Origin of the sequence: Neobacillus niacini, assembly GCF_048572935.1 — a bacterium.
Lineage (GTDB): Bacteria > Bacillota > Bacilli > Bacillales > Cytobacillaceae > Neobacillus > Neobacillus niacini.
Window position 1 is genome coordinate 4,688,954 of the sequence record NZ_CP183883.1, and the last position, 15,494, is coordinate 4,704,447.

Below are 15,494 nucleotides of genomic sequence, written 5' to 3' on the forward strand. Positions count from 1 at the left end.
GGCTCTGTTAGTATTCATTGTTGATTTTCGTGGAGGTATGAGAAACCATAGGCGGAGAATTTCCTGCTAATGTATATAGAGGAAGCTCAAGAAGCTGATATAAGCGAAGATTTTCCGCTTAACTGCTCTAAATAAGACAAAATCCATAGATTTGAATCATATAAAAGGAAAACCTCCTCTTATATTTAAGAAAGTATGGGTAGTTCGCAATTCAGTCGGAATTTCTCCTCTTATTTTCATATCAACATTCAGTTATAGCAGAGCCTTAAAAAAGAGTCAGTTTTCACTCATTAGAGTAAAACTGACTCTTTTAGCATTATTTATCTCACCTGTCCAACTTCTTCTCCCTGGTAAATCCGAAATGCCGGAACGATCGTGTCAGATACAATTTCTTTTCCTTTTTCACGAATGAAATCCAATTTATAATAGGCGTCGAATCGTTGACTAATTTCTGTTTTCACTAGCTCTGGCGGCGTAACCACAATGAATTGGAACTTCAGTTTTTCAGCAACGGCGAAGATCGGGTCAAGGACATGTGCCGATGCCGCTTGTCCGAACGGATTATCACAGACTAATGGTACCCAGCTATGGTCGGTTTCACTTTTAACCGACAATAACATCATCATCATTACCATTCGCGCAGATAATTTTTGTCCGCCACTGCCGTCTGATTTCGTCTTAGAACCTTGATTGATTGTCTGCCAGGTTGAATAATGCTCTCTTTGCGGCTTCCCGTACATAAAGGCATTATCCGTTCGCATGTTGTAAACCAAAACCTCAGGATAACGGTTTCGAAGTGACACAAATAATATTTGCTCATCACTAATCAGCTGTTTAATTTCTTCGTCTAAGGCCCGGTTATGATCATCAATCATATCAAATTGTTTCGTGATTTTGTTAATCGCAGTAACAAAATGCTGCTTCAGCAGCGGCTCGATATCTTCAGGCTTTTTAGGTAAGATGTCTTCTTTAAGCTGGACGAGCGGGAAAGATCCTCGTTCATTTTTCAGCTTCATTTTCGCCACCATCGAACGAATTGCCTCTGAAATGCTCATCACTTTCATGCTTGCACGGCTAGCCCAGAAGTTTTGCGCCTTCTCTGCCCTTTCCTTATCTCGTTCTAATTGTTCCAAACCACTTTGTGAAAAACGCTTCATATTTTTAACAATGGTTTGGATATGCGTATAATGCCTCGTATCCAAATGGTCAAGGGTGGTTAGTACTTCATTTTTAAAACGAACTTCCCAATCCTTCCCTTCAATCGTTAGCTTGAGATTGCGCAATGATTGGTCAATTTTCGCATGTTTTTCCTGACCTTCTTCTTGAACCGCTTGATGTTCTTCACACCAGGATAAGATACATGCTTTACCTTGACTCTTAATTTTTTCAACATCATTATTCGTAAATACAGCTGCTTCCTCTTTAAGGATAACCGATAGGGTTAATAAGTCTCCTTCATATCCCGCAATATTGGTTTCTGTTTCTTTTTGAACCTTCTCAGCCTTCTTTACTTCCTCTTTCGTTACTTTTGTTTGATCTTTAATCTCTACTTCTTTGACTTCTAAGTCAAGATCTTCCCAGGCTTCTGGCTGTTTTTCATGCTTTTCTATCTTTTTACCTAATTTGTCACGCTGTTCAGTCGCGTGCTTTAAGGAAGTTTCCGCCACCGTTACCGCAGTTCCTTGTTCCCGTTCTTCTTTTTCCGCTGCCTTTGCTTCCTTCTGAGCATTTTGCAGCATGTTTTCTAAGATACTAATCGGTTCCTCCGGTTCGGCCGCTTTATTCCACTCCTCATCATGGGTGTGGAGTTTTTTCTCTAATTTCTTCTGCTGCTTTTGCTCCGTTTCTTTTCTTGCTTGAAGAACGAGTAATTCCCTAGCTTGTTCTTCTTTGGATTTTTGCAGCTGCCTTAGCTCCCCAATACTTCCGTTTATCTCTTGTAATAAATGTGGTGAAAGCTTAGGAACCTCTTCACTTTGCTCCGCTTTTTGTTCGGCAGGAAAAACGGCTTCTTCAATAAAGAAGGCAATTTCCTTTATATTTTGTTCGGTGGTAAGTTTCCATTCTAGGTATGTTTGATTCCACTGATTTTGCAATTCAACGGTCTGCTGGTGCTCTTTACCTATTTCTTGTTGCTGAAGTGTCAAGGCTTCCTTCTGTTTTTCTTTTTCCAGTTTTACCCGTTTATTTTCTAAGTGAAGCGTTTTTGCCTGATCAAAACCCTCTAATGTCTCAACATTTTTTGAAAGTTTTTCTATCTTGCCTTTTGTCTTTTCCAGCTGTTCTCTTAACGCAAGCTGTGATTCTTTTTCTTTCTCTTCTTGTGTCTTAATTTCCTGTAGCTTCGTTTTCAAAGAAAGAAGAGTGTTTTGTTCCTGAATCATCGCTTTTTCGATATCACTAGAAAGCTCACTTGATGAAAAACGATCGATTTCTTTTAAAACACGACGCAAGGAGGTTTCTGTTTTTTCAATTTCAAAAAGGGTATCTTTCTTGTCTTCTATTTGTTTTGTAATATTTATTTTCCAGCTGGTAAATTGATTTTTATCGGTTAAAAGCTCTTTCTCTTTTCCGTTAATGATAACAAAGGTTGGTTGTTGCTGTTCATTGTTCATTTCCTCACGCAAGAAAATCGGAACAGGACTTTTAAACATTCTTCCTGAGAGAACCTGCTGGTTAATTTTTTTCCATTGCTGCCCGCTTACGACCAAGCCGTACGGAAGCAGCGGATCGTTAATAAGGGTATTCGCCAATTCTTCGGGACTTAAAGATTGAAGAAATTGAGTTCCATAAAAGACATCAATTCCAGTCTTCTCATCAATCCATTCCTTTAACTCTTTCACATCTTTATTGGCAATCCAAAAGGGCTCATCGTTTAAGGAATGGTCTAGTTGAGTTTCCCAAAGTTCTTTTTTCATTTGTTCTGCTTGTTGGCGGTTATTGCTCAATATTTCTTCTATCTGCAGGCTATACTTGGATAAGAGAGAGTGCGTTAACGGTGCTGTAACATCATCCAATAAACCATGAAGCCGATCTACTAGTTTTGCTTCTCTTTCTTTTTGCTTTTCATTTGCAAGGCTTAATTCCTCATATTTCTCTTCTGAGTACTGAATCGATTGAACTTGTGTACCATGGGAAGTGGCCAACTTGTTTTGCTTTTCACTAGATTCCTTATCCTTTGTATGCAGCTCTACTAATCTTGCTTTTTTCTCATCAATTTGCTTCAAGAAACTGTCAGTCAAGCCCTTTAAATCATAGGTTAAGCGGTCGCCAAATTCCTTAATAAGTGCTGCTTCCTTAGAATCAAAGTTATGCATTTGCGTATAAAGAAAATCAATTTCAGAACTTAGCTGAGCAATCTCTGTCGTCTTTTGTTTATCCTGCTGCGACAGCTCTTTTGCTTTTTTAGTTAAGAACTTTTGATACCCTAGATACTGTTTTATCCCTTCTTGTATCGATAAAAAAGAATGATTCCATTGTTCTCTCGCTTCTTTTTTAATTTCGTCCATTCTTTGATTCACTTGCTCTAACCCGCTATTTTGTTCCAATGTTGCAATCTGCTGAGAGAGGGAAACAATACTCTGTTCATTTTCATTCCATTCTTTCAATAACGCTTGAAAGGCAAGCTGTTCTTTTCGTTCCTGTTTTTCTTTCACAAAACTTTGTAAGGAAACATGTTTTTCCTTTTCTTGTACTAATTTCTTTTCCCAATCCATGACGTCTCTGTGAGCTTTTGCAAACTCCAAATTATCCTTTTGATAACGTAAATCTGCTTGCTTAATGATTAGTTTCTCTATGTCTTTCTGCAGAGTAAGCAAACCTTCCTCTTCTGTTTGCTTCAAATGCTCTAGCGCACCTAGAAGCTGCCTGCCAGTTTGTATACTTGCCTGAACAATTTCTTTATGTTCTACCCCTTTAGCTAAGTGCTCTTCAAATGGGACAATGTCTTCTAAAAACTCTTTATGAGCTTGCTCTCTTTTCAATAGGACAGGCAGATCCTTTGCGATACTGGCCTGACTTTTGAATATCTCCACTAGATCGTTCTTTTGGTGTTCGGTTCGATGTAAGACCTGACTTACGGTTGGAATGATTCGTTTTTGGAACAGGGAATGATCATCCTCAGCTCCCTCGAAGTATTTTCCAACGCCGCCTTCATCCTTATTAATGTCCTTCATAATATCCCAGTCTTTACGGTTAATGCCGTATGTATCAAGAATGCGATAATGCTTTTTCGTATCTCGGTAAACGTCATATCCATTCCACTTTAAATAGTCTTTTAAGCCTTCGGTTTCAGCAACCTCACCATTTTCATAGAGCGGAATATGCTCAATGGAAGCTTCTTCCTTCCGTTCAAATTCTCTTGTATAGAATGTTATATTAGGAAGAATCTTGGCTTCCTGTTCTAATGTTTTATTTTCGTTTTCTTCACTCATCGAAATCCGCTGCTCAGCTGAAAACATTCCTCCAGTTATCAAATGGCGGTGGTCCGCACCGTCCAACTCCCACTGTATGAGAACATGAAAAGTATAGGGAATAAATTGCTCTTTATTATTAAAAAAGAACTGCTGGTAATAACGATTGTTTTGCTTTCCCCAAGAGGTACCTGGTTTAAGAATCTGGAAAATGGTCTGAAGAAACACACCTTTCCCGCCGCCATTCATCATCGCAATCAGCCCATTTGTGGATGTCTCCTCATTATGGAAATTAAACGTGGTATCTTTATATTGCTTTTGCATGCCATCATACTTCAGGCCGACAATTCTAATTCGATGGATTTTCGGCATGCTCATCCTCCTCTGATGTCATTAACTTTTTAAAAAGTTCATAACGGTCATAATCATGATACAAGTATTCAATCCGTTCAAAAAGTTCTTGTTTTGGAATGACCTTAGCGATATCGTCCCGGTCCAATATGACGATAAGCCCCTCACTCTCTAATAAGCGCATAGCGCCCGCAATTAAACCAATTCTGGTTCGTCTATTTCCCTTTTTTAATCCAAAATCGTCACTATCGACCTCCATGTATTTCCATGTGGTCACCACTTCCTTCATATCAATTCGTTCTTCTTCTCCAAAGGTCGGTTGATTTTTAAGCAGGCTCTCCCATTTCATAATGAGATCATTTACTTGGCGTTCTAATGCATAAAAGCTAATGCCTTCCCGCTTCGTGCGGATTTTTGCAGCCTGGTTTCGATCGATGGCTGCCAAAAAAGACATAATGATAATGCTGATTAGATGAAAATGTTTTTTCGTTTCCACTTGCTTATGCTTATCTTTTAAATGGGTAAAATTGGTAGCAAAGACCGAACCCGTTGGCTGAACCACTAAATGGATGCGTTTAGGTGCTTCAATGATATATGTACCGGATTCGTCTGCTAATAATAGTACTGTCTGTCTTACTTCCGGATCAAAATAGGTTTGGAAGTGTTCACTATTTTCGTCGATTACTTTTTCTTTTAATAGAGTAAAATAGACAGCTGATGCTTTTTTGATTGTTTCTGCATTCATCACTTATTCTCCTCTACACAAATTTTAAAAGGGGTCATTTTCGTTTGATACCACAGGAAAGGTTCCGCCTGATGATCGAACATCGTATAGATCTTTAAACCTTCAAACATTTCAAATTGTGGATACTCCTTCATTAGTTTATAAAGAAGAATTTCCCTCTCATCGCTTAAGGTTTCTTCCTTTCGATGGAGCACTTGGACCCTCAGCGGCTTTTTATCGAACATCATCCACAAATCAATCGTTTCAGATTCTTCAAACCATAAGTCCTGCACTTCTAATGGCAGCTCTTTTAAATCGGTTAATGAAAATTCACCGTTGGTTTGTAAAAACTGAAATACATAACTCCATGCCTTGATAACAGAATCCCAGTTGGTCACTCGTAGTCTTTTGATTCCTTCTTCTTGTTCCTCTTCAATGATTGTATCAGTTACTTGCTTTTCATTGAGTTCTTGCTCTCCCCAAATCCAGTCAAGCGGCAAGATAAATTCATTCTTCGGTGAGAATAAAGGCGATAGTAGTTTTTCTATGACAGTGAAACGTTGAACGCCTTCCTTCAATAACCAATTTTCATAAAAATGCTCTCGAAATGAAACGAGACTGTTTTCCCAAAACAATGAAGGGTTTTCCGCTTTTAATTTCATCTCATAGGAAATATTTTGAATGACGAGTTTGGCAAAACGATCATGCAGCTGCCTTGTATGGCCAATTTTTTCTTGAAGAAGAATCAATTCTTTTTGAATATAATCATCTTCTTCATTTCTTCGTTTTGTCTTATCTATCATACTAGTAATCGTCCGGAAGTGATTTTTCTCTTCTTCAAATTGCTTTTCAATTTCCACACGATTGTCTGCCCTTTGCCATTCATCTTCAATTAATAAGATTTTGGGATTATTAATCATTTCCTTTTGAAAGGAGAATTCCTTTGCCATTAGGCGGTTCACACGTGAAATGAGGTGATCGAGGTTACGAGTGGCTTTTCTGAAATTACCGTTTTTAATCAACTGCATACTGTAGAGTTGTTCAATCGTAATCGAGAATTCCTCTGCCATTTCCCTGCTCATAAAAATCATTTCCTGAGCGACATCGGTGAGTTTATATACAATGGATCCGCCCATCTCCAAATTCGTATATAATTCATCCATGGTGACATATCGAAAGGTTTGTGTCTCCCAGGATTGTTTTATTTCATCATAATATAAGGCTTCAAACGGTTTACTATACTCTTCTTTCCCCTGATAAAGGAGCCCGCTTGTAATCCGTTCAATTTGCTTTTCGTCTGCTAACAGTTTCATTTGTTTAATAGAATCTTCCACCATATACTTAATATCCGACTTACGACGATGATCATCATCATTTAATTCACGATAAAAGATGGTGAGAAGAACTTGCATGAGAATAGTTTGGATATGTGGTTTCAATTCCCCTACTTCCATTCCCCTGCCAAGCTCAAACAGTGGATTTAATCGTTGGATTCGCTGGGCAAATCCTTCCCATGATTCGTTCACAGCCATCTCCTCCAAGTTTCGATGTTTAAGACTTCTTGCGGAATCCGTTTATTTTCCTGCCATAATTGCATTAATAGATTTTGCTCCTCCTCGGTAAACCATTGAAAGAAAGCGTCACGGTATTTGGGATTCTGTGTTTGGCCTTGCTTTTGCTCATTCCGCTGATCTATACATTCAAGCATTTTCCGATAAATTTTTAAGGCAGGCTGAATACAGCAATCCGAATACTTTTCGATAAGCCGAATGAGGATGCCGTATCCTGCAGCATCCAAATCACCTGCGTAATAGAAAAGATAGTTTTTGACTGGAAACATTCGGAAGAAAAAAGAAAAGCTCCGTTCAATCTTAGTCCCTTCACCATAAATAATCAGTTCAGGTTCATAATCAAGTTGATTGGCTTCCAATAACTTAATGGAAGTATGGAAGAAAGATAGATTCTCGACAATCAGTATCCGCTGAATATCGTTAATTTCTTTCCCTTGCTTCATCCAAAAGACAAATGGCTCGCCGTAGTTCACCATTTTAAGACGCTCTTCTGATACTCCTATTCTAGCTAAAAATCCTTTCCCTTCAGGAAAACTATCACCGTCGAGTAGAAACTTTTCATGGCCAAAGAGCTCCAAGCTTCTTTCTTCGACTGAGACAGTTTCCCGTTCCTGACCGGATTGTAAAAATGAATATAAATGGTGGATTCGGTCCCATTCGTCTTTCGTTTGCCATTGGGGGTGCCGTTCATAAAAGGAAAAATCAAACTGATCACTTAATTTCATCATCCCAAGACGATCCCATTTGGCTGATTGAACTTTTATATTAACCCAGTAATATAATGGCAGCCCTGGTGTTCTGCCATTATATTGATTATTTTGTATAGGAATAAGAATTCCCTCAGCTTGCAAGGCTTCAATGGCACGGTGGAACAATGCATACCCGTCCATTTCGAAATAATCATCCAAAAGCCTGCGCAACTGAATCTCTAAATCGTTGATATTAATCTTCTTTTTTTGTTTTGGGTGTTGAATATCAGCAATAAACCCTCTCACCCTTGTTTCAATGATGTCGATGACCATTCACCTACTTAAAATCTCTTAGTTTCATAGGAATAGACTCCTATCATCCAATTTGGACATCCTTTTATTATAAACTAGTTATGGGAAGGTTGGTAAATGGATTTTTTCTTACAAAAATTTCCCGTTCAAATAGGCACCGGTTAACTCATCTGCCAAGGCGGACCCTATGTTAGAATTAATAGAGTAGTCCTTTACTAGAAGCTCATGATTGTTTAATATGTAACATATTAGTTTTATACTATTAAGAATGGTTTAAGGTTTATATTAGGGAATAAAAGGGATTGATAGACAAATAGAAAGAGGACACAAGCTCGGCTTAGTAGTCTTCTAACTGAAAGGAAGAGGCACCATGAAAAGGATTAAACTGTTACTTTTTCTGCTGGCTATAGGAATTAGTACCATTTTTATATTAAAAGACAACGAAACCATACCTTCTAAAGCAACAAGCATAGAACAAAAGAAAGATGTACCCTTACCAACAGAGCTTCATCCCATCGTAAAGGAAAGAAGCGACCAATTAGTCCAACAAGCGGCAAAGATAGGAATTGTCGTTTTGATTACGGACGGCTTCCGCAGTATAGAGGAGCAGAATACCATTTATGAGCAAGGACGTACGGCAGAGGGCAATATTGTCACGAATGCAAAAGGTGGAGAGTCTTACCATAATTATGGGCTTGCGATTGATTTTGCTCTTGAAACTACTTCAGGAGACGTTATTTGGGATCGTCAATATGATCGTAATCAGAATGGAAAGTCCGATTGGTCCGAGGTAGTGAAAATAGCTAAATCACTAGGGTTTGAGTGGGGCGGAGACTGGAAAGGTTTTAAAGATTATCCACATTTCCAAATGGATTTTGGACTGACAATTGCGGATTTGCAGAATGGAGAAAGACCTGACGATACATCTAACGTGGCAGATACCCAGTGATATTAACAATCACAAAAAACAAAGCACATTTGCGTCAGACGTGCTTTGTTTCCTTTTATACTAATATACTCGGTTTCCGCTATTATATTGAAACTTTCAATCTATTTAATTACTTGAACATTTCTTGGGAGAAGTCCATTCCCTTTTCTCTAAAAATATCACTGCGCAGCATGATTCTCAGAGTATCGTTCCCTTCTTCTCGAATAACCTCGCTGCACGGGCACGATTCTCTGAGTATCGTTCCCTTCTTTTCGAATAACCTCACTGCACGGGCACGATTCTCTAAGTATCGTTCCCTTCTTCTCGAATAACCTCACTGCACGGGCACGATTCTCCATTACTTCCTTTCTCCTTGTGCATATATCAAAAAGCACAACCCTAATTAGGTTGTGCTTCTTAATCAACAAATGCAAACTTTAGGGTTCACCCCAACAAGTATTTATGAACTTCCTGTGCAACTTCCCTGCCCTCGTTGATCGCCCAAACGATGAGGCTCTGCCCTCTTCTAGCATCACCTGCAGCGAACACTCCTTCAACGTTGGTTTTGAACTCACCGTATTTAGCTGCAACCTTTTGGTTGACTGCTTTCACACCGAATTGGCTTAACAGAGGCTGTTCCGTACCTTCAAAGCCGATTGCGATAAACACAAACTGCGCTGGCCATACTTTTTCAGTCCCAGGGATTTCTTTAAAATAATAACGGCCGCCTTCATCTTTCAATTTCTCCATTTGGATAGTGTGAAGTTCTTTCAGGTTCCCATTCTCATCTGCGACGATTTTCTTTGTTTGAATCGAATATTCACGAGGATCCTGACCAAATTTGGCTTCTGCTTCCTTATAAGCATAATCCATGGTAAAAACGTTCGGATACGCTGGCCATAAATTATCAGAAGTACGCTCACCAGGTAATTGCGGGTGCTTCCCGAACTGAACGACACTCTTGGCTTTTTGACGAAGCGCTGTTGCCACACAGTCAGCACCTGTGTCCCCGCCGCCAATAACAATGACGTCTCTATCTTCAACATTGATAAATTGACCATCCTCAAAGGTTGAATCTAATAGACTTTTTGTTGCCATAGTTAAATAATCCATTGCAAAATGAATACCCCTTGCTTCACGGCCTTCAATCACTAAATCGCGCTGCTTCTGGGCACCAGTACAAAGAATGACCGCATCAAACTGTGCTTGAAGATCTGCAGCTGTTATATCCTTACCCACTTCTGTATTCGTAACAAAGTCAATGCCTTCCTGTGTCAATAAACGAATACGGCGTTCTACAACATCTTTTTCAAGCTTCATGTTCGGAATTCCATACATCAACAACCCACCAGGACGGTCGGCACGCTCAAAAATCGTTACGGAATGGCCAGCTTGATTAAGCTGGTCGGCTGCTGCCAAACCAGCAGGACCAGAACCGATAATCGCCACTTTCTTTCCAGTCCGTACCCTTGGAATCCTAGGTGTAATCCAGCCGTTTTCAAAACCTTTATCAATAATCGCTTGTTCAATATTTTTAATTGTAACCGCTGGGTCGGAAATGGCTAACGTACATGAACCTTCACACGGCGCCGGACAAACCCTGCCTGTAAACTCAGGAAAATTATTTGTTTTCATCAGCCGGTCGAGTGCTTCTTTCCAACGGCCGCGGTAGACTAGATCATTCCATTCAGGAATCAGGTTGTGAATCGGACAGCCTGATGTTGCTCCTTGAATCTCCATTCCCGTATGGCAGAAGGGGATCGAGCAATCCATGCACCGCGCCCCCTGTATACGTAACTTTTCGTCAGAAAAAGGAACCTTATATTCTCTCCAATCGTTTTGGCGTGTCAGCGGATTTCTTTCCCCTACTTTTTCGCGGGCATATTCCATAAATCCCGTTGGTTTCCCCATTGTTCCTCTCCCCTTTCTTAGCGGTTTGCAGCTTCCTGCTGTTTAGAATGTGTTAGTTTTGCAGAGGAGTTCGCTAAAAAGGCACTCATGACTGCTTCTTCTTCCGATAATCCTGCTAATTTTTGCTCTTCAATCAAATCAATCATTCGTTTATAATCTTTCGGAATGACTTTGACAAATTTTCTGACACACTTTTTCCAGTCTTCTAGTACACAACTAGCCTTTACACTTTGAGTGTAATGGAAATGGTTTTCGATTAACTTTTTTAGCTCATCCTGTTCTGCAGGAGTTGAGACTGATTCAAATTCAATCAATTCTTGATTACATAAATGCTTAAATGCATCCTTGTCTTCTGTTAACACGTAGGCTGTTCCGCCAGACATCCCAGCTGCGAAATTTTTGCCAACTTCACCTAAAATAACGACGCGTCCGCCCGTCATATACTCACAACCATGGTCACCAACGCCCTCAACTACGACATTTATACCACTATTTCGAACAGCAAAACGTTCGCCAGCGCGGCCGTTAACATAAGCCTCGCCGCTAGTTGCCCCGATAAATGCCACATTTCCTGCTATGACGTTTTCTCCAGAAGCAATCTTCGTGTGCTCATCCGCTTTCACGATAATCTTTCCTCCAGATAGACCTTTACCTACATAGTCATTCGCGTCCCCGGTCAGTTCAAGAGTCAAGCCTTTTGGTACAAAAGCACCAAAGCTTTGGCCGGCAGAACCATTAAATCTTAAGGTAATGGTATCTTCCAGAAGCCCTTCTTCACCGTAGCGTTTGGAAATTTCACTTCCGATGATCGTACCAGCCACCCGATTGATGTTCGTAATTGGGAAGCTTAAATCAACCGGTGTTCCCTGTTCTAATGCCGGTTGAACAGCCGGTAGAATTTTTTGGATATCAAGAGATTCATTGATTCTATGATTTTGTGGTCGTTTAAAAGTACGCACACCTTCAGGCTTGTAAAGCAATGCTTTCAAATCCAAATGCTGAGCCTTCCAATGTGCTTTTGCCCGCTCACTTACGGTTAATACATCTGCGCGGCCGACCATTTCCTCTACAGTCCTGAAACCAAGTTCAGCCATAAGCTCGCGCACTTCCTGTGCAATGAAACGCATAAAGTTAACGATATAATCTGCTTCACCCGTGAACTTTCTGCGAAGCTCTGGGTTTTGAGTGGCAATCCCAACAGGACATGTATCCAAATGACAAACACGCATCATCACACAGCCAAGAACAACTAACGGTGCAGTTGCAAAGCCAAATTCCTCCGCTCCAAGCAAAGCCGCCATAACGACATCCTTACCTGTCATTAATTTTCCGTCTGTCTCAAGCACAACTCGATCACGTAATCCATTCAGCATGAGCGTTTGGTGTGCTTCTGCTAACCCAAGTTCCCACGGTAATCCGGCATGCTGAATGCTCGTTTTCGGGGAGGCACCTGTTCCGCCATCGTAACCGCTGATGACAATGACATCTGCCACCGCTTTTGCTACTCCTGCGGCAATCGTTCCTACTCCACCTTTTGAGACAAGCTTTACGCTAATGCGCGCATCACGATTTGCATTTTTTAAATCATGGATTAGCTGGGCTAAATCCTCAATGGAGTAAATATCATGGTGCGGCGGCGGTGAAATTAAGCTGACTCCCGGCGTTGCCCCGCGAACATCCGCAACCCATGGATATACCTTGGTACCCATCAACTGGCCGCCTTCACCAGGCTTTGCACCTTGTGCCATTTTGATTTGCAGCTCTTGGGCATTCACAAGATAATGACTTTTTACACCAAAGCGGCCGGAAGCAACCTGTTTAATCGCACTTCCTCTGTTGTCGCCATTTTGATCTACCTCATATCGGCTAGAATCTTCTCCGCCTTCACCGGAATTGCTTTTTCCGCCTAACCGGTTCATGGCAATCGCCAATGTTTCATGAGCTTCCTTACTGATCGACCCAAATGACATTGCACCCGTTTTAAAGCGGCGTACAATTGAATCCACTGATTCTACTTCTTCAATCGGTACAGCTGTACGCGTTCCATTAAAGGAGAATAAGTTGCGCAAGAAGCCAAGTCTTTCTTCATTTGCTAATGTTGAGTATTTTTTAAATAATTGATAATCACCGTTACGGCAAGCCCATTGCAACGTATGGATAGTTCCAGGGTTAAAGGCATGGTGTTCACCATCATGTCTCCATTGGAAGTTACTGCCTGATTCTAAGGTTTTGTCGGTTGATCCAACAAACGCTTCCTCGTGTCGCAGCTTCGCTTCCTGGGCGATAGTGTCTAAACCAATCCCACCAAGCTGTGAAACTGTTCCAGTAAAGTAGGTATTGATGACATCAGTGCCAATCCCCACCGCTTCAAAAATTTGTGCACCGCGGTAGCTTTGCACGGTTGAAATCCCCATTTTTGACATGACCTTCACAACACCCTCAGTCATGGCATAGATATACTTCTTCACCGCTTCTTGATAAGTGAATGGTATGGTTCCTTCCTCAACAGCTTGCTGATAGGTAGCGAACACAAGATAAGGGTTAATGGCATCCACACCATATCCAAGCAGTACAGCAAAATGGTGAACTTCTCTTACTTCTCCGGTTTCAATGATAATGCTTGCTTTCGTTCTCAATCCTTCACGAATCAAGTGTTGATGAAGGGTGCTCGCTGCCAATAAAGATGGAACGGCAGCTTCTTTTGCATTCATATTACGATCAGACAGGATAATTAAGCTTGCACCGCCTGCAATTGCTTTTTCTGCTTGACGGCAAATTTCCTTAAGGCTATTCTCTAAATCCTCGGTAAAAAGGATGTCGATTGCATGGCTTTTAAATGCTTCGTTCGTTCTTAAATCTTCAAGCTGGCTGTTCGTTAGGATTGGTGTCTCCAACTGAATCCGACGGCAATTTTCTGCCGATGGATGAAGTAAATTCCCCTCTGCTCCTAAATAGGAAATCGTTGAAGTGACAATGGCTTCACGAATCGAGTCAACCGGCGGATTGGTTACTTGGGCAAATAATTGCTTAAAATAGTTAAACAAGTTTTGTGGCCGGTTTGATAATACAGCAAGAGGCATATCATTTCCCATCGCTCCGAGCGGATCTTTTCCTTCCGTTACTGCTGGAAGGATATATTTTTGAATATCCTCATACGTATATCCAAAGGCTTTTTGAAGGGTCAGTATATCAGCAGGGATTTCTCCCTCAGCCTCTACGCTATCGTTCAATCGAACAAGCTGTTCATTTAGCCATTGCTGATACGGCTGTTGACTCGCCAATTGTGATTTGATTTCCTCGTCAGAAATAATTCTTCCTTCTTCTAAATCAATCAAAAGCATTTTTCCTGGGCGCAGGCGCTCTTTATATAAAACCTTTTCAGGCTCCACATCGATGACGCCAACCTCTGATGAAAAAATAATATAATCATCTTCTGTTACGTAATAGCGAGCCGGACGTAATCCGTTCCGATCCAAAATGGCACCGATTTGTTTACCATCTGTGAAAGAAATAGCAGACGGTCCATCCCAAGGCTCCATTAACGAACTATGGTATTCATAAAAAGCGCGCTTTTCCTCAGAAATATGAGGGTTTTCAGACCATGGCTCTGGTACGAGCATCATGGCTGCGTGAGCTGGCTTTCGGCCGGCAAGCACCAAAAATTCGAGCGCATTATCCAATATGGAAGAATCACTTCCTTCTGTATCGAGAATAGGCAGTACTTTTTCTAAATCCGTTCCAAATGCTTCTGAAACGAATTGTTTTTCCCGCGCCTTCATCCAGTGAATATTTCCCTGAAGTGTATTAATCTCGCCATTATGAATTAAATAGCGATTAGGATGTGCTCGTTCCCAGCTTGGAAATGTGTTTGTACTAAAACGCGAATGGACTAAAGCAAACGCTGAGACAAACGTCTCATCCTGCAAATCTAAGTAAAACTGATCAACTTGTTCAGGTGTTAATAAACCTTTGTAAACAATCGTCCTGCTAGAAAGACTAGCAAAGTAAAAACGATATTCTGAGGTCTTTGCCCATTTTTCTGCCAGTTTGCGAATGACGTATAGTTTGCGTTCAAACGCTAATGAATCCGTACCTTTTTCGTTATCACCAACAAACAACTGACGAATCACAGGACAGCTTTCCTGTGCCGTTACCCCTATTGGTTCTGCATTAACTGGGACTGTTCTCCAGCCAAGCACCGTATGCCCCTCTTGTTCGACCATTTTAGTGATATATGTTTCAATTTCTTCCCGTTCCCCATCGTTCTTAGAGAAAAACAGCATCCCCACACCGTATTTCCCTTTTTGCGGTAAGTTGATTTCTGAACATTCTTTGCGGAAAAATTGATCCGGTATTTGAACCATAAGTCCCGCGCCATCGCCTGTAAGAGGATCACTCCCCTGTCCGCCGCGATGTTCCAATTGACAAAGCATCTTTAGTCCTTTTGCCACAATATCATGTGTAGCATTCCCTTTAATGTGAGCATACAAGCCGATACCACAAGCATCATGTTCAAATTCTGGACGGTAGAGACCTTGTGCTTTTGGTAGTTGATGAAACGTCATATCTAATCTCTCCCTGTTAGTGAAATTGTCG

7 protein-coding genes are annotated in these 15,494 nt (G+C 40.8%); 1 reads left to right on the forward strand and 6 read right to left on the reverse strand.

The genetic code is table 11. The features are described 5' to 3' along the window. Positions 1-320: 320 nt before the first annotated feature. Genes ACN6MT_RS23095 through ACN6MT_RS23110 form a run of 4 tightly spaced genes read right to left on the reverse strand, consistent with a single transcriptional unit; the run spans position 321 to position 8,080 of the window. Complete coding sequence (locus ACN6MT_RS23095; RefSeq protein ID WP_419888239.1) at positions 321-4,784, reverse strand: hypothetical protein; 4,464 nt, start codon at positions 4,782-4,784, stop codon at positions 321-323. Then, the gene (locus ACN6MT_RS23100; RefSeq protein WP_419888240.1) at positions 4,762-5,508 is read right to left on the reverse strand and encodes a DUF6063 family protein; all 747 of its coding nucleotides are present in this window, start codon (positions 5,506-5,508) and stop codon (positions 4,762-4,764) included. The genes ACN6MT_RS23095 and ACN6MT_RS23100 overlap by 23 nt, the downstream gene beginning before the upstream one ends. Continuing rightward, complete coding sequence (locus ACN6MT_RS23105; RefSeq protein ID WP_419888241.1) at positions 5,508-7,019, reverse strand: hypothetical protein; 1,512 nt, start codon at positions 7,017-7,019, stop codon at positions 5,508-5,510. The genes ACN6MT_RS23100 and ACN6MT_RS23105 overlap by 1 nt, the downstream gene beginning before the upstream one ends. Further along, a complete protein-coding gene (locus ACN6MT_RS23110) occupies positions 7,010-8,080 on the reverse strand; it encodes a Wadjet anti-phage system protein JetD domain-containing protein (RefSeq protein ID WP_419888242.1) in 1,071 nt (356 codons plus the stop codon). The genes ACN6MT_RS23105 and ACN6MT_RS23110 overlap by 10 nt, the downstream gene beginning before the upstream one ends. 349 nt (positions 8,081-8,429) lie before the next feature. Between ACN6MT_RS23110 and ACN6MT_RS23115 the strand changes: the two genes are divergently transcribed. Next, positions 8,430-9,008, forward strand: a complete 579-nt coding sequence (locus ACN6MT_RS23115; protein ID WP_419888243.1) for a M15 family metallopeptidase — start codon at positions 8,430-8,432, stop codon at positions 9,006-9,008. A 423-nt stretch (positions 9,009-9,431) separates the two neighbouring features. Here ACN6MT_RS23115 and gltD read toward each other — a convergent pair whose 3' ends face one another. Together gltD and gltB are read right to left on the reverse strand one after the other, a co-directional pair. Next, positions 9,432-10,898, reverse strand: a complete 1,467-nt coding sequence (gene gltD, locus ACN6MT_RS23120) for a glutamate synthase small subunit (protein ID WP_419888244.1) — start codon at positions 10,896-10,898, stop codon at positions 9,432-9,434. Between the two features lie 17 nt (positions 10,899-10,915). Further along, positions 10,916-15,463 (reverse strand): glutamate synthase large subunit, encoded by a 4,548-nt coding sequence (gltB, locus tag ACN6MT_RS23125; RefSeq protein ID WP_419888245.1) that lies wholly within the window; start codon positions 15,461-15,463, stop codon positions 10,916-10,918. Positions 15,464-15,494 lie beyond the last annotated feature (31 nt).